The sequence below is a fragment of the Dongia sp. genome, assembly GCF_041918875.1.
Classification (GTDB): domain Bacteria; phylum Pseudomonadota; class Alphaproteobacteria; order Dongiales; family Dongiaceae; genus Dongia.
Genome location: NZ_JAYRUV010000001.1, coordinates 272,137 through 287,620, shown reverse-complemented (window position 1 = coordinate 287,620; position 15,484 = coordinate 272,137). Strand labels below are relative to the sequence as shown.

The 15,484-nt window shown below is 64.1% G+C and carries 12 protein-coding genes and 1 tRNA gene; 7 read left to right on the top strand and 6 right to left on the bottom strand.

What is annotated here, in order from left to right:
- Window positions 1–37: 37 nt before the first annotated feature.
- Window positions 38–2,962: a PAS domain-containing sensor histidine kinase gene (locus tag ACE3TY_RS01210; protein WP_374650124.1), complete on the top strand. Its 2,925-nt coding sequence runs from the start codon at window positions 38–40 to the stop codon at window positions 2,960–2,962.
- On the opposite strand, the gene ftsH is transcribed toward ACE3TY_RS01210, so the two are convergent.
- The 3 genes from ftsH to glmU form a co-directional block, all read right to left on the bottom strand.
- Window positions 2,959–4,800, bottom strand: coding sequence for an ATP-dependent zinc metalloprotease FtsH (gene ftsH / locus ACE3TY_RS01205; protein WP_374650123.1), 1,842 nt, complete (start codon window positions 4,798–4,800; stop codon window positions 2,959–2,961). The two genes, ACE3TY_RS01210 and ftsH, sit on opposite strands and share 4 nt — an antisense overlap.
- 73 nt (window positions 4,801–4,873) lie before the next feature.
- Window positions 4,874–6,694 (bottom strand): glutamine--fructose-6-phosphate transaminase (isomerizing), encoded by a 1,821-nt coding sequence (glmS, locus tag ACE3TY_RS01200; RefSeq protein ID WP_374650121.1) that lies wholly within the window; start codon window positions 6,692–6,694, stop codon window positions 4,874–4,876.
- A gap of 29 nt (window positions 6,695–6,723) precedes the next feature.
- Complete coding sequence (gene glmU, locus ACE3TY_RS01195; RefSeq protein WP_374650119.1) at window positions 6,724–8,091, bottom strand: bifunctional UDP-N-acetylglucosamine diphosphorylase/glucosamine-1-phosphate N-acetyltransferase GlmU; 1,368 nt, start codon at window positions 8,089–8,091, stop codon at window positions 6,724–6,726.
- Window positions 8,092–8,240: 149 nt separating this feature from the next.
- On the opposite strand from glmU, the gene gph reads away from it, so the two are divergent.
- On the top strand, window positions 8,241–8,921 hold the full coding sequence (gene gph, locus ACE3TY_RS01190; RefSeq protein WP_374650117.1) for a phosphoglycolate phosphatase: 681 nt from the start codon (window positions 8,241–8,243) through the stop codon (window positions 8,919–8,921).
- On the opposite strand, the gene ACE3TY_RS01185 is transcribed toward gph, so the two are convergent.
- Window positions 8,912–9,739 carry a DUF3108 domain-containing protein gene (locus ACE3TY_RS01185; RefSeq protein ID WP_374650116.1) on the bottom strand — a complete coding sequence of 276 codons (828 nt, stop codon included), beginning with the start codon at window positions 9,737–9,739 and terminating at the stop codon, window positions 8,912–8,914. The genes gph and ACE3TY_RS01185 overlap by 10 nt on opposite strands.
- 194 nt (window positions 9,740–9,933) lie before the next feature.
- On the opposite strand from ACE3TY_RS01185, the gene ACE3TY_RS01180 reads away from it, so the two are divergent.
- A tRNA-Val gene (locus ACE3TY_RS01180) sits at window positions 9,934–10,008 on the top strand.
- Window positions 10,009–11,117: 1,109 nt separating this feature from the next.
- On the opposite strand, the gene ACE3TY_RS01175 is transcribed toward ACE3TY_RS01180, so the two are convergent.
- Complete coding sequence (locus tag ACE3TY_RS01175; RefSeq protein ID WP_374650114.1) at window positions 11,118–12,179, bottom strand: ImmA/IrrE family metallo-endopeptidase; 1,062 nt, start codon at window positions 12,177–12,179, stop codon at window positions 11,118–11,120.
- Between the two features lies 1 nt (window position 12,180).
- Window positions 12,181–12,501: a helix-turn-helix domain-containing protein gene (locus ACE3TY_RS01170; RefSeq protein ID WP_374650112.1), complete on the bottom strand. Its 321-nt coding sequence runs from the start codon at window positions 12,499–12,501 to the stop codon at window positions 12,181–12,183.
- Between the two features lie 145 nt (window positions 12,502–12,646).
- Here ACE3TY_RS01170 and ACE3TY_RS01165 point away from each other — a divergent pair, with 145 nt between their 5' ends.
- The 4 genes from ACE3TY_RS01165 (at window position 12,647) to ACE3TY_RS01150 (ending at window position 15,451) form a co-directional block, all read left to right on the top strand.
- The gene (locus ACE3TY_RS01165; RefSeq protein WP_374650110.1) at window positions 12,647–13,363 is read left to right on the top strand and encodes a multiubiquitin domain-containing protein; all 717 of its coding nucleotides are present in this window, start codon (window positions 12,647–12,649) and stop codon (window positions 13,361–13,363) included.
- Complete coding sequence (locus ACE3TY_RS01160; protein WP_374650109.1) at window positions 13,338–14,504, top strand: ThiF family adenylyltransferase; 1,167 nt, start codon at window positions 13,338–13,340, stop codon at window positions 14,502–14,504. The genes ACE3TY_RS01165 and ACE3TY_RS01160 overlap by 26 nt, the downstream gene beginning before the upstream one ends.
- Entirely contained in the window at window positions 14,501–14,965 is a 465-nt protein-coding gene (locus ACE3TY_RS01155; RefSeq protein WP_374650108.1) for a DUF6527 family protein, read from the top strand. The genes ACE3TY_RS01160 and ACE3TY_RS01155 overlap by 4 nt, the downstream gene beginning before the upstream one ends.
- A gap of 105 nt (window positions 14,966–15,070) precedes the next feature.
- A complete protein-coding gene (locus tag ACE3TY_RS01150) occupies window positions 15,071–15,451 on the top strand; it encodes a hypothetical protein (protein WP_374650106.1) in 381 nt (126 codons plus the stop codon).
- Window positions 15,452–15,484 lie beyond the last annotated feature (33 nt).

Genomic DNA, 15,484 nt, shown 5'->3' with positions numbered 1-15,484 from the left:
TCCCGCGATGCCAAGCGGGCGCCCATCGCGCCGGGCGATGTCTGTCGGCCTCCTGCTTCTGTCGACGACGTCCCTCGCCGGCCTGAGCTGGCTCGGCGAACTCACCGCCGCCAGCGCCCTCGCCATGGCCGCTGTCGGCGTTTCCGGCATCGTCGCGACATTCCTGGGGCGCCAGCCGGACGGATCGCCAGCCAGCGTGACGCCGCGGGTTCTGGCCGACGCCGTCATCGACCGGGCCCAGACCCTGCTGGTCGTCACCGATGGGAGCGGCCGCATGCTGCGCTATAACAAGGCCTGCGCCGATCTTTCCGGCTATTCGATGGCGGAGCTCGGCACGGCGGCCCTGTGGCGCAAGCTGGTGCCGGACGAGGAACGGGATTCCGTGGTCCGTGCGATCGACACGAAGGCGGCAGCCCCTTTCCCCCGCATCAACGAGAATCATTGGATCACCAAGGCCGGCGAAAGGCGACTGCTGCGCTGGACCTGCTCCGACATCCGCGACGCCGCCGGCGGGCTGACGGCCATCGTCGCGTCAGGTGTCGACATCACCGATCTGCAGCGCTCGGAAACGCAGTCGGAGCGCGCGACGATGGCGCTGCGCCGCGCCCACCGCATCGCACGGCTGGCGCACTGGAACTGGACCCCGCTGGCTGGCACGGCGTCGCCCGCGATCGACGAAGCCGCCGGACGCTATGCCTATGGCCCGGAAGCCGCCGAGATATACGAAGTCCCCGTCGAGATACTGAACAGGGACGACGATACATCCTATGGGGCGCGCATTCACCCCGAAGACCGCGAAACGGTGACCCGGACCTATCGCGCCTTCCTGACCTCGCCCGACGACCAGCTCAGCCAGGATTATCGCATCCTGCGCGCCGACGGCAGCCATCGCCATGTCCGCGTCATCTCCGAGAAACTGCGCAATGCCGCCGGCGACATTGTCGAGATGACCGGCATCGTCCAGGATCTGACCGAGTTGCGGCGCGCGGAACTGGCCATGCAGCAGGTGCAGAGCATCCTGACGGCGGCCCATAAGCTTGCCGGCATCGGCTATTGGTTCTGGGACGAGGCCGGTTTCAGCCTCAACAAGGCCGGCGCGCCGGCGACGCGCTTCCACTATTCGACCGAAGCCCAATCCATCACCGGTATCAGCGAAGCGGAGATCCGCGCCCTCAGCACGGAAGAGTTCTGCCAGCGCCATGTGCATGCCGCCGACCGGGCGCAGGTGCTGCAATCGATGCAGCGCTTCCGCGAAGGCCGCACCGACCAATACACGATCGAATACACCTATCTGCATCCGGCACGCGGCGAGCGCGTGTTGCGCTCGGTCGCCCTGCGCGAGCGCGACGCCGCCGGCAATGCCCTTCATGCCACCGGGCTGGTGCACGACATCACGGACATCCGCCGCGGCGAGCTGGCTTTGCGCGACAAGGAACGCCATTTGGAAGCCGCGCACCATTTGGCCCGGCTCGGCTATTGGTCCTGGCTGAAGGATGCCCAAGGCGTCCAGCTCAAAAGCGCCGTCTGGTCGAAGGAAGCAGCCAGCATCACCGGCATCGGCAGCGAAACGGCGCAGGCGGCGATCCTCGACGGCACGTTCGAGCAGCACTTCCCGCATCCCGACGACCGCCTGCGCCTGATGCGCGCCATCAACGAACTGCGCGAGGGCAGGCGTACCGGCTACGATCTCGACTATCGCCTGCGCAAGCCGGATGGCAGCGAGATCTGGCTGCGTTCGATGGCCGAGCATCTCAAGGACGAGAATGGCCATGTCGTCGGCGCCTTCGGCGTCCTCCAGGATATCAGCGAGCGCAAGAATGCCGAGGCCGATCTGCGCCGCGCGCATCAGAGCCTCGCCAACGCCCAGCGCATCGCCCATGTCGGCAACTGGTCGCGGATCATGGCGACCGGCGAGGTCAGCTGTTCGGACGAGGTCTATCGCATTTTCGGCCTGGAACCCGGCAGCATCCCCTTCACCGTCGATCTGATGCTGTCGCGCGTGCATCCGGAAGACCGGCCCAAGGTCGTCAAGGATATCGAGCGCACGGTCGCGAACCCGGCGCCTTTTCTCGTCGAGCACCGCATCGTCCTTGCCGACGGTTCGACCAAGACCATACGCCAGCAGGGCGAGGCGATGCTGGACAGCGACGGCAGGCTGGTGCGCCTGGAAGGCATCGTACTCGACATCACCGACGTGAAGGCGCGCGAGCAGGCGCTCAATCAGGCGCGCATCCGGGCCGAAACGGCCGACCGGGCCAAGACCGAGTTCCTGGCCAACATGAGCCACGAACTGCGCACGCCGCTCAACGCCGTGATCGGCTTTTCGGATGTGCTGGCGCAGCAGATCCTGGGGCCCATCCCCACCGTCTATACCGAAAGCATCGACGCGATCCGTAGCAGCGGCCATCACCTGCTGGAGATCATCAGCGACCTCCTCGAAATGTCGCGCATCGAAAGCGGCGAACGGTATCTGCAGGAGTTCCCGTTCGACGTCCGCTCCGCCATCCACGAGTGCGGGCGGCATTTCTCGGCCCAGGCGCAGCGCGACGGCATTGCGTTCACCATCGACGATACCGGCATGCTGCCCACTCTGCTGGGCGAGGAGCGCGCGTTCAAGCAGGTTCTCGGCAACCTGCTTTCGAACGCGCTGAAATTCACGCCGCGCCACGGCCGCGTGACCGTGACGGCCGCCAACGATTCCGACGGCGGATTGCTGATCGCCGTTTCCGATACCGGCAAGGGGATCGATGCCAAACTTCTACCCAAGCTCGGCAAGCCCTTCGCGCAAGGCGAATCGAGCCTGTCGCGCCGCTATGGCGGCGTGGGCCTGGGCCTTGCCATCAGCCGCCGCCTCATGGACATGCATGACGGCCGGCTCGAGATCACCAGCGCGCCCGGCGCCGGCACGCGCGTCATCATGATCTTCCCGCCCGAACGCGTCCTCTCCGACAATACGCGCTAGGAACTGGTTTCAGCCGGCAGCGACCTGACGGCAGCGACCTGGCGGCGCAATTCATCGCCGCTCAGCGTTTCCTTCTCCAGCAGCAATTGCGCAATCCGCTCCAGCAGCGGGCGCTTCGCCTGCAGGATCTGCAGCGCGCGCTGGAAGGCATTGTCGACGATGCCGCGTACCGCCACGTCGATCTCCCGCGCCGTCTCCTCGCTATATTGCCGGGGCGTGCCGAAGGGCGATTGCCCCTGGCCAAGATAGGTTTGCGGCGTCTCGTCGAGGGCCACCTGCCCGATCCCCTCATGCATGCCGAAGCGCATCACCATGCTGCGGGCGATATCCGTGGCCTTGACCAGATCGTCCGCCGCCCCCGTCGACAGCACGCCGAACACGAGCCGTTCGGCGGCGCGGCCGCCCAGCAGGACGGCCATGCGATTCTCAAGCTCCTCGCGCGTCATCAGATAGCGGTCCTCGGTCGGCCGCTGGATCGTGTAACCGAGAGAGCCGATACCGCGCGGGATGATCGAGACCTTGTGCACCACCTCGTTCCCCGGCAAGGAAAGCGCCAGCAGGGCGTGGCCGATCTCGTGATGGGCGACGATCCTGCGCTCCTGCGGGTTGAGGAGGCGGTTGCGCTTTTCGAGGCCGGCCACGATGCGTTCGATCGCCGCGGTGAAATCGGCCATGGTGACATTGTCGCCGCCGCGCCGCGTCGCCAGCAAGGTCGCCTCGTTGACGAGATTGGCAAGATCGGCGCCCGTGAATCCCGGCGTCAGGCCCGCGATCTCGTCCGCCACGACACCGGGCGCGAGCTTGGCCTTCTTGAGATGCACGTTGAGAATCTGGACGCGCCCGACCCGGTCGGGCCGGTCCACCAGCACCTGCCGGTCGAAACGGCCGGCGCGCAGCAAGGCGGGGTCGAGGATTTCCGGCCGGTTGGTGGCGCCCAGCAGGACCAGGCCCTGGCTCGGATCGAACCCGTCGAGTTCAGCGAGGAGCTGGTTGAGCGTCTGCTCCTTTTCGTCATGGCCGCCACCGAAGGGAAAGGCCCCGCGGGCCCGGCCCAGCGCATCAAGCTCGTCGATGAAGATGATGGCCGGGGCATTGGCGCGCGCCTGTTCGAAGAGGTCGCGCACGCGCGCGGCCCCCACGCCGACGAACATCTCGACGAATTCGGAACCGCTGATGGAGAAGAACGGCACGCCGGCCTCGCCGGCAACCGCCCGCGCCAGCAAGGTCTTGCCCGTGCCGGGAGGCCCCACCAGCAGGATGCCCTTGGGCATGCGGCCGCCGAGGCGGCCATACTTGGCTGGATCCTTGAGGAAATTGACGATCTCCTCCAGCTCGGCCTTGGCTTCGTCGACACCGGCCACATCGGCGAAAGTCACCTTCGTGTCGGTTTCCACGAAGACTTTGGCGCGGCTCTTGCCGATGGTCATGAAGCCGCCGCCGAAGCCGGCCTTGTCGGCGAAGCGGCGGAAGATGAGCGCCCAGATGCCGAAGAAGATCAGCGCCGGAGCCACCCAGGAGATGATCGTGCGCAGCAACGAATTCTCGGTGGCGCCGGTCACCTTGACACCTTGGGCGGCGAGTTCGGCGGCTATCGCCGGATCGACCCGGGTGGTGACGAAGGATTGCGCCTTTCCGGTCGCATCGGCCCGCAATGTGCCCTGGATATAATTCTCGGTGACCGTCACCTCGGCCACCTTGCCGTCGCGCACGAGTGTCTGAAATTCGCTGTAGGGTAGCACCTCGACAGCAAGATACTGCGCCAGGAAATATTGCAGGGCGAAGACACCCAGGATGGCGACGACGAAGTACCAGGTGTGAAGCTGCGTCTTCTTGTCCATGCTGCCGACCGTCTCCAGGATAGCTGTGCCGGGGCAGCATGGTGCCCCGGCATGGTCCGGTCAAGCGGCGCCCTTATTCGACCGTGACGCTTTTGGCCAGGTTACGCGGCTGGTCGACATCCGTCCCCTTGGCGATCGCCGCATGATAGGCGAGGAGCTGGACCGGAATGGTGTAGAGGATCGGCGATACGAAGGGATCGACCTTGGGCAGTTCCACGACCGCCATGGCGCGGCTGCCCAGCTTGCGAACGCCTTCGGCATCGGACAGGAACACGACCCGGCCGCCGCGCGCCATCACTTCCTGCAGGTTCGAGAAAGTCTTGTCGAACAGCTCGTCCGTCGGCGCCACGACGATGACCGGCACGCTCTCGTCGATAAGGGCGATAGGCCCGTGCTTCATCTCGCCCGCCGCATAGCCTTCGGCATGGATGTAGGAGATTTCCTTCAGCTTCAGCGCGCCTTCCAGCGCCACCGGATAGGAGGTGCCGCGCCCAAGGAAGAGCACGTCGCGCGCCTCGGCGACCTTGAGGGCGATTTCCCGGAGATGCGCATCGTGGTTGAGAATCTCGGCCACCCGCGCCGGCACTTCAGTCAGCGCCGAGGAAAGCTCGGCTTCGCGCGCCGCGTCGATGGCGCCGCGCGCGCGCGCCGCCGCCAGCGCCAAACAGGCCAGGACCACCAGCTGCGTCGAGAAAGCCTTGGTCGACGCAACGCCGATTTCCGGACCGGCCAGCGTGTGCAGCACCAGATCGCTTTCCCGGCCGATCGTGCTTTCGGGCACGTTGAGGACCGAGATCACCTTCTGTCCCAGCGATTTGGCGTAGCGCAAGGCAGCCAGCGTGTCGGCGGTCTCACCCGATTGCGAGATGACGAGCATGGCGCCGTCCGGGTCCATCGGCGCCTGCCGATAGCGGAACTCCGAAGCGACATCGAGATCGACCGGCAGGCGCGCCACGCTTTCCAGCCAGTATTTGGCGACGAAGCCGGCCAGATGCGCGGTCCCGCAGGCAACGATGGTGAGGCGGCCGACCTTGGCCAGATCGATCGGCAAGGACGGTAGTTGGATCCGCCGTTCCAGCGGATTCATGAAGGCCTGCAGCGTGTCGCCGATCACCGTCGGCTGCTCGGCAATCTCCTTCATCATGAAATGGCGGTAATTGCCCTTGCCGATGAGGGCACCGGAAAGAGCCGTCTGAGTCACCTCGCGGTTGACCCGGCGGCCATCGTTATAGATGACGGCACCATCCATCGAGAGAACGGCCCAATCGTCCTCCTCCAGATAGCAGATGCGGTTGGTGAAAGGCGCCAGCGCCATGGCGTCCGAGCCTAGGAACATTTCGCCGTCGCCGTAACCCACCGCCAGCGGCGAACCGCGCCGGGCGCCGACGATGATATCCGGCCGCTCGGCGAAGAGGATCGCCAGCGAGAAGGCGCCGTGCAGGCGGTTCATCGCCCGCTCCATCGCCTGTTCCGGCGTATGGCCATGTTCGAGATAGTGCGTGAGCAGATGCGCCACCACCTCGGTATCGGTATCCGTGCCGAACTTCTTGCCGAGCTGCGATAGTTCGTCGCGGAGCTCCTGGAAGTTTTCGATGATGCCGTTATGGACGATGGCGACCTTGTCGGTCGCATGCGGATGGGCATTGTTCTCGGACGGGCGGCCATGGGTGGCCCAGCGCGTATGGCCGATGCCGATCGTGCCGGTCAGGGGCTGCTTCTCCAGCACGGCGCCGAGATTGCCGAGCTTGCCTTCCGCGCGGCGGCGTTCGATGCGACCGTCCACCAAGGTGGCGATGCCGGCGGAATCGTAGCCGCGATATTCCAGACGCTTGAGGCCGTCGAACAGCAGGGGAGCCACTTCCGCCTTGCCGATGATGCCGACGATACCGCACATGGATGCTTAACTCCTGCTGCAGCCGCCGCTTATTTGCGGCCGGCTTTTTCCTGTTTCAGTTTCTGCCGCTGGGCACGGAAATCGCGCGCGCGGCCAGCGCGCGAGATCTGTTCGGCGCGGCTCACGGCGATGGCATCGGCTTCGACATCGCGCGTGATGACGCTGCCGGCGCCGACGATGGCGCCGTCGCCAATCCTGACCGGCGCCACCAGCGCCGAGTTCGACCCGATAAATGCCTCGGCCCCGATCACGGTGCGCGCCTTCAGATAGCCGTCGTAATTGCAGGTGATGGTGCCGGCGCCGATATTCGATTTGGCGCCGATATCGGCATCGCCCAGATAGCTGAGATGATTGGCCTTGGCGCCCGCGCCGACGATGCTGTTCTTAACCTCGACGAAGTTGCCGATATGCGCGCCCTCGCCGATTTCGGCGCCGGGGCGCAATCTGGCGAACGGACCGATGACGGCGCCGCTGGCGATCCTGGCGCCTTCGACATGGCAGAAGGCACGGATCTCGACATCGTCGGCGATCTCCACGCCGGGCCCGAAGACGACATTGGGGCCGACGATCACATCGCGCCCGAGTTTCGTATCAGCGGCGAAGAAGACCGATTTGGGATCGGTGAGCGTCGCCCCCTCCTCCATCGCCAGCGCCCGGCGCTGGTCCTGGAACAGGGCTTCCGCAATGGCGAGTTCGGCACGGCTGTTGACGCCCATCAGCTCGGCTTCGGGGGCTTCGACCACCGCGCAGGCACGGCCGTCGCGGCGCGCCAGTTCGACGATGTCGGTAAGATAGTATTCGCCCTTGGCATTCTTGTTGTCGACGCGGTCAATGAGCGGCCACAAGGACTTGCCGTCGATCGCCATGACGCCCGAGTTGCAGAGTGTGACGGCGCGCTCTTCCTCGCTCGCTTCTTTCCATTCGACAATGCGGTCGAGACCGCCTTTCTTGTCGAGGATGAGGCGCCCATATTTCGCCGGATCGGCCGGCCGCATGCCGAGCACGACCACGGCCGGATTGTCGGCGGCCGCGCGACGCGCGACCAGGGCCTGAAGGGTTGCCGTCGAGATGAACGGGCTGTCGCCATAAAGGACCAGCACCGTGCCGGCAAAATCCCCCAGCCGCGCGCGCGCGCAGCCGACGGCATGGCCGGTGCCCAGTTGGTCGGCCTGGATGGCGATGGGCAGCGGCGCCACCTCGGCAGCGACCCGATCCATGCCGGGCGCCACCACCACGACATTGAGCGCACTGCCGAGCGGTGCCAGATTGGCCAGGACATGGCCCACCATGGTGCGCCCGGCGATGCGGTGCATGACCTTGGGCAAGGCCGATTTCATGCGCGTCCCCTTGCCGGCGGCAAGGATGATGGCAGCGGTCGGTTGCGAATTTCCGGACATTGATCCTGTCGATCCTAGATTTGCCGGCACCCGAAGCCGCCGGCCCCCACTTGCGATGCGGGGGAAAATGCCATATCCACCGCCGGCAATCCAATCCCCTCTCATCGACCTCATTCGAGGCCCAAAATACGGGCGAAAAGGGCGGAATTATGGCGTGGCGGCAATTTCTGGTGTTCGACCTCGATGGGACGCTGATCGATTCGGCCCCAGATATCGCCGATGCCGTCAACGTCCTGCTGGGCGAACTGAACCGGCCGCCGCTTGCCCTCGACGCGGTCAAACCGATGATCGGCGACGGCGCGCCGGTCCTGCTGGCGCGCGCCCTGAAGGCGTCGGCCATCGAGCTTGACGCAGCCGAATTGATGCCGCGTTTCAAGGTGCATTACGAAGCGGCTTCCACCAACCGCACGGCGCTCTATCCCAAGGTGCGCGAGACGCTCGAGGCCTTTCGCCGCGAGGGCCGGCATCTGGCGCTCTGCACCAACAAGCCCAGCGCCGCCACCATGATGGTGCTGGATCATTTCGACCTGTCGCCGCTGTTCCACGCGGTCATCGGCGGGGATTCCATGAAGGAGCGCAAGCCCGCCAAGGAGCCTCTGCTGGCAGCGATCGCACGTGCCGGCGGCGACGCCGCGCGCGCCGCGGAGATTGCCGTGATGATCGGCGACAGCCACACCGACCTCGCGACCGCCAAGGCCGGCGACGTGCCGGCGGTGATCATTCACTCAGGCTATGGCAGGCCCGCCGACCGCGTCACGCAAGGCGCCTATCATGAAATCGCGCGCTTTGCCGATCTCCCCGCGCTGCTGGGTGAGCTCGATCAGAACTGAACGTCGACCAGGTCGAGCACCATCACGCCCAGCGCATTTTGCGCCTCGATCCGCACGGGGATCGCCGGCAGGCCGGTGACCGCCGGCGCCAGCCACAGGCGCGCCGCCTGCGGATAGAATTGCGATTGCCGGGCCGCCGCCGAAAAGCCCTGCAGCAATTGCGGCTCGGCGCGGCATTCGGTGGCGGAGCCGTCGTAATAGGATTGCTGCATCGGATTGAGATCGACGAAGCCGCCCTGGGCCAGGATGAGGTCGTAGCGCCGCACGCCGTCGAACAGTTTATAGGTCCCCTGGCATCGATGCGTCCTGGCGAAGTCGGCGACCATGGCCACGATCGCGCTGGCCGGGTCCATCGTGCCGTCGGCGAAGCCCTGCGCCGCCGCTTCCTGCGCCTGGCGGGTGAGCGGCTGGGCGTCGATACCGACCTTGCCGCCAGCGCCATAGGTGAGCGTCACCGCTTCCTGCCTGCCCATGATCTGCGAGACGGAGCGGAACTGCCTGGGTGCCGCCTTCTGGTTCTTCAGCGCACCCGAGGCGTTGATGCTGGCGGCATAAGGATAGAGCAGGCGGAAATTGCCCGCCGTCTGCCCATCGGCCGCGATGCTGTAGCCGCCATTGCCAGGCACCGTGCCGGCCGGCAGCGTCACCGTCGTGTTGAAGGAGAAGACCGGCAGGCCCGCCATGTAGCCGGCATAGGTCAGAGTGACCGGCCTGGCGGCGCGGGCCGGGCTGAGCGCTCCGGCGCTGAGGGCAAGACAGCCGGCGGCAAGGCCCAGGAGGACCAATCCGGCGAGCACCGGCTTCGAAAGGTAACGCATTGACTGACCTCGACGATCGGCGCGGGAGAGATACCATCAACTCGGGCGGTGGGAGGCATCTGTCAAGCCCGCCGTCGCTTCCTCACGCCAGCGTGACCGGGTGCCCGGATTGAATTGACATGGGATGACGCGGCAGCTAAACAACGCGCCCAGACGCCAGCGGCCAGCTCTCGACAGGCCGCGTCACGGCAGGCGGGTGCGTAGCTCAGCGGGAGAGCACTACCTTCACACGGTAGGGGTCACAGGTTCAATCCCTGTCGCACCCACCATAAAATTCGCAGAAATCTGCCGTTTTTTAAGATCCCCACGCTCCGTCGAACTAGAACAAAATGTGCCCAAACGCCCGCAAACCCCGGTGCACGCCAGTATAATCCGTGCAAAATCCGTGCACCCACCCTGCTCGTTCCGCTCTTGTTTGCGACAGCCACTGCACGCTCGCGACTTCCTAATTTCTCGTTGGCACGAGGCTGAACGCGAAGCCCAAGACTGACCATCCAGCCGCAACAGAAAAGCCGTCCACCGACTTTCCGAGGCGACTTTCGTGGTGACTAGTGTGGGGACTTGCGCGTAAACGGTGCAGACGGGTTGGCATAAAGGTGGCTTGTGACACCACCGTCAAAATTGCCGGATGTCCCGAATCCGCAGCCGATTCTGCTGCGCCGCAACAAAGACCAATTTTTCGCTTGGAATTGGGGTCTTGTGTGCGAGATTCCTTTAAAGATGAGGCTCTGCCACATGAATGAGACTGAGTAGTGAAGGTATGGCGAAATCGTGCGGTCACCTCGGCAGTAAATTGGAACAAATCACGAATTCCATTCTGTCATCCCAATGAGGGTTAGGCTGCATGCTCGCGGATCTCCGCCAACACAGCTTCAGCAGCGAGCCACGTCCGATCGAACATTTACGATCTCCGTAAAAGGTGAATAGGTTTGCTAAACCGTTATAGGGGTTAAACCCTGTCGTGGGTTCGAATCCCATCCCCTCCGCCATTTTCCTTTTAAATCAATGCATTAATTGCCGCATCAATGTCACGAAACGTGGCGCTGTGCGACGAAGAACCGTTGCAGTGTGACGATTTTTGTGACGATTCATTTCGCTTTTCGTTCCTCAGAATAAGCAGCCGATGGGGAAAAACCGGGCGATATCGTCACTGTTCGTTCTTGCACGTGCCTGCCGACACCTTACTCATTGGCATACGTTTCCTTGGGTTTTGTGGCAGTTGTGTGCCTAGTTGATGAGGTCCGGCAGATACGCCGAAAGCACGCAAGCGAGAGCATGGATGGCCAGTTCCGATGTGACGAGATTTGTGCTGACCAACGTCGAAGCGCACCAAAGTGCAGCGGTTTCTAAACGCTCGAATTGACGCTGTAGTACAGCATCAATGGTGGCGACAGCCTGCCGGACAAGCCGGTCTCGCGCGCATCCCGTCTGTCGGAGCGGGGCGCGGGCGGCGCGGTAGGGATGATGATTTTGCGTGAGCGCTAATCGTTATGGGATAGGCCGTGCAAATCGGCATGTCCGCGCCTGACCAATTGCGCCAGCGGCTCGTCGCCATACGCTCAGAGAGCCGCTGCTTGGAAGTGCGGTTCTCGTCCAGGTCTGCGTCCTCGTCTTCTTCGGCAAGCTCCGGCCAGAGCAGGATGAGCGCATATCCCCTCTGCTGATGAAGGACCTGTTCGAAGAGCGCGGGAAGGGGTTTGCCCCAGTCGAACTGGAGCCACTGGCCGGCTTGTGTTTCGACAAGACCCGATAAATCGTCGCCGCCCGCGGGCCTGCGCCAGTAGATTGACAGGTGGGGGACGGCGTCGCCTTCCGCAACGGAGAGGCGCGGAAATTTCAATCCCTTGTAGATGCGCTGAACTTTTCCCTCGTGGACGACCGCAAGCGCGATCGGTTCCTCGTGGAACTGCGCGTAGGCGCGGGCGGCTGAGTCCTTGCTGACCTCAAAATCATCATGCAGGGCGAGGACGTGCTTGAGGTCGGGGTCGCCCGTGCGGGCGAGATAGGGGCGCAGGAGCGGGGGCGGCATCAGCATCAGGGCGGAAAACTTGTTCGCCTCGACTTCCATGCGCGCATAAGCATTCTGCTCTGCCGTTGACCACAGGCGCATGTCGTCGCGCGAACAGAGGAAGGCATCGCCCTTCACCGGCTTGTGGGTCGGGATCAGGAAATGACCAAGCTCGTGCCCGATCGTGAACCGTCGCCGGCCGCTGCGCGCATCCTTGCTGACGAGGATGATGCCCTTGGTCCGGTATTGATCCATCAAGAGGCTGCCCTCAAAGCCCGCCGTTTCGAGGACGGCGATCTCTTTGATGTCGAGCGCAGCGGCGAGTTCTTCGATCGGCACGGGATAGGTCAGGTCCGGCTCGGCCTTCAGGATCTTGGTGACCAGACCCTCGGGCGATCCGGTGCCGTCGAGATCGAGCCTGGTCACCTTCATCTCAGTCGTCCTTGACCTTCAGACGCTCAATCATGTGCTGAATCATATCGAGGTCGCGCTCCGAGAGGTCCTTGAGTTCGCGGTACATGCCGAGGACGCGCGACCCTTCCTCTTCCGCTCCGGGGTTTTCACCGACGAGATCGATCACCGCGACTTTGAGGTGGTCGGCGAGCTTCGTCAGAAGCTCTAGCGATGGGTTTTTGCTGCGGTTCTGTTCGAGATCCCAGATGTGGGCTTTCGATACGCCCGCCGCGTCGGCGAGCTCCTGCAAAGACAGACCTTTTTTCAGTCGGAACGTCCTGAGCCGTTCGGCCAATGACATATGCACCTCTAAGGTATTGATTCTAGCCGTGGATCTTTCCGTATACGATTTTGTACCAGAAGAGTTGACAAAGGGCAACATACAACTTAATCTGTACGAAAGCGTCGTAATTCGCGGCGCGTCTCAACAGATTGGGGGGACCCCCATGACCATCGCCGATACCGCAGAGAATCCCGCCACCACTGCCCGCAGCTCCTTCACGGCGCAGATCGCCGACGAGTCGTTCCAGTTCCGGGACGTCGAATTCGACGACCGCAAGGTGACCGGGGCGCAGATCGCCGCCGCCGCCGGGGCCTACCTGGCGACCGACTACGTCGTCCTGCTCCACCTGCTGAACCACGAGATCGAAACCGTCCGGCCGAACGAGCTGGTCGATCTCCAGATCGGGCCGCGGCTGTTCGTCATCAAGGGCGACGGCACCGAGCGCTTCTTCGTCGACGGCCTCGCGCTGGAATGGCCGCGCAAGTCCCTGACCGGCGGCGGCATCAAGTTTCTGGCGGGCAAGGACGAGGATCTCGACCTTCTGCTGGAGCGCGAGGACCAGCCCGACAAGGTGATCGACGACGATGATGAGGTCCGCATCGGCGCGCCGGGCGTCGAGAAGTTCCACACGCGTCCGGCCCAGGTGAAGGTGACGATCATCGTCAACACCCGCCCGAAGCCCTGGACGAAGAAGAGGATCTCGTTCGCCGAGGTCGTGGCGCTCGCCTATCCGACGCCGCCGGCCGGCGAGAACATCGTCTACACCGTCGGCTATTTCGACGGCCCGCCCCACCGCCCCGAAGGCTCCCTGACCGACGGGGAGTCGGTCCGCGTCCGCGATCAGATGGTGTTCGATGTCAAATTCACCGATAAGTCATAATCCCGACCTGCAGCGGCTGGTCGCTGAGGGTTACGAGATTGAGATCGTTGCGGACCACCTCGCGGTCCGCAACGTTCCCTTCGTGAATGCCGAGCGGCAGGTCCGCCGCGGCACGCTTGTCTCGGAGGTCAACAACACGTCACGGACGCCGGGCACGCACGTCATCATGTTCGGCGGCGGCATCCCGTGCGACAAGAACGGGCGGCCGCTCGAGAAGATCATCAGCGACAAATCGCGCCGTGCGATCTCCGAGGCCCTGTTCGTCGATTGCTCCTTCTCGAGCAAGCCGCCGGGAGGCCATCCCGACTACTATCAGAAGGTCATCGCCTACGTCGCGATCCTGCAGAACGAAGCGCAGGCCATCGACCCCGATGCTACGGCGCGGACGTGGCGGGTCATTCCCAACGAGAATACGGATTCGCCCTTTGCCTACCTGGACACGGCATCGAGCCGGGCCGGGATAACGGCGGCGGGGCGCAAGCTCAGGAAGGACAAGGTCGCGATTCTCGGCCTCGGCGGCAGCGGCTCCTATGTTCTCGACCTGATGGCCAAGACGCCCGCCGCCAATATCCACCTGTTCGACGGCGACAAGTTCGGGCAGCACAATGCCTTCCGGTCTCCGGGCGCGCCGTCCCTTGAACAGCTGCGCGCCATCCCTTTCAAGGTTGACTACTGGGCCGAATTCTACGGCTGGATGCACCGCGGCATCATCCCCCACCGGGTGGCGATCACGGCGGCCAATGTCGATCTGCTGCACGGCATGGATTTCGTGTTCATCTGCGCCGATGCCGGCAAGGACAAGGAAGCCATCATCGAAGCGTTGGAGCGGGAACGGATTCCCTTCGCCGATACCGGCATGGGGCTGGAGCTGGCCGGGGACACGCTGCACGGCATGCTGACCGTCACGACGAGCACGCCGGAAAAGCGCGACCATGTCCGCAAGCGCGTCTCCTTCGTCGGGGACGGGCACGAGAATATCTACGCGCAGAATATCCAGGTCGCCGATCTCAACATGATGAGCGCGGCCATGGCGGTCATCAAATACAAGAAGCTGTGCGGCTTCTATGAGGATCTGCGGCACGAGCATTTCACGAACTACACGATCGCCGGCAACTCGATGATCAGCGAGGACCGGACATGAAGCCGCCGGTCGCGCTAAAGCATGCCTTTGTAGACTCCGCGCCCGAGGTGCTGGAGGAGGGCGTCATCTACGTGTCGATCCGCCACCGGACCGCTATGCACAAGTGCTGCTGCGGCTGCGGCAGCGAGGTCGTCACGCCGCTCGGGCCGACGGACTGGGTGCTGATCTTCGACGGCTTGTCGGTGTCGCTCGACCCGTCTATCGGCAACTGGAGCCTGCCGTGCCAGTCCCACTACTGGATCAGGAACAACAAGGCCTATTGGGCGGGCGCATGGTCCGAGGAGCAGGTCGCTGCCGGACGCCGAAGGGACAGTCTGGTAAAGCATCGTTATTACGAGAAGGCTGCCGATCCATCGCCCTCTGCGCCGGCGCGCGCGCCGGAACCCGCGCCCGCGCCCGTGCGGCCGGGGCTGCTCGCGCGTGTAAGCGACTGGCTCGCCGCGTGGGGGCGGGGGAACTAGGGAAGGCGTCATGGGCGAGGGCATAATTTCAGGCAGCTGCGTGATGCGATCCTCGCCCTGAGCCGCGCGCGCGAATGGGAGGTTGCCCGCAAGGAGTGGAGCCTCGTGGACATCAGCGAGGCGGACGAGCCGGGAACCTGCCTGTGCGGGCACTTCCCGATCATCGAAATCTGCACGATCGCCAACCGCGTCACCGGAGCGCGGGCCGAGGTCGGCAATCGCTGCGTCAAGCGTTTCCTTGGCGTGCGGTCCGACCTGATCTTCACGGCGATCAAACGCATCCGCAAAGACATCACGAAGAGCCTGAATGCGGACGCCATTGCCTTCTTCAACGAGCGCGGCCTGTTCACCGGCTGGGAATACGTGTTCCTGCAGGACACCATGGGCAAGCGGCAGCTTCCGCCGGCTCAGATCGCCAAACGGCGCGCCCTCAACGAGAAGATTCTGAGCGCTGTAGGAAAGCGCGGTTTCCAGGGACCGGATTGATAGGTGGCTTGAGCGCCTCCCGGCGGGGCCGGG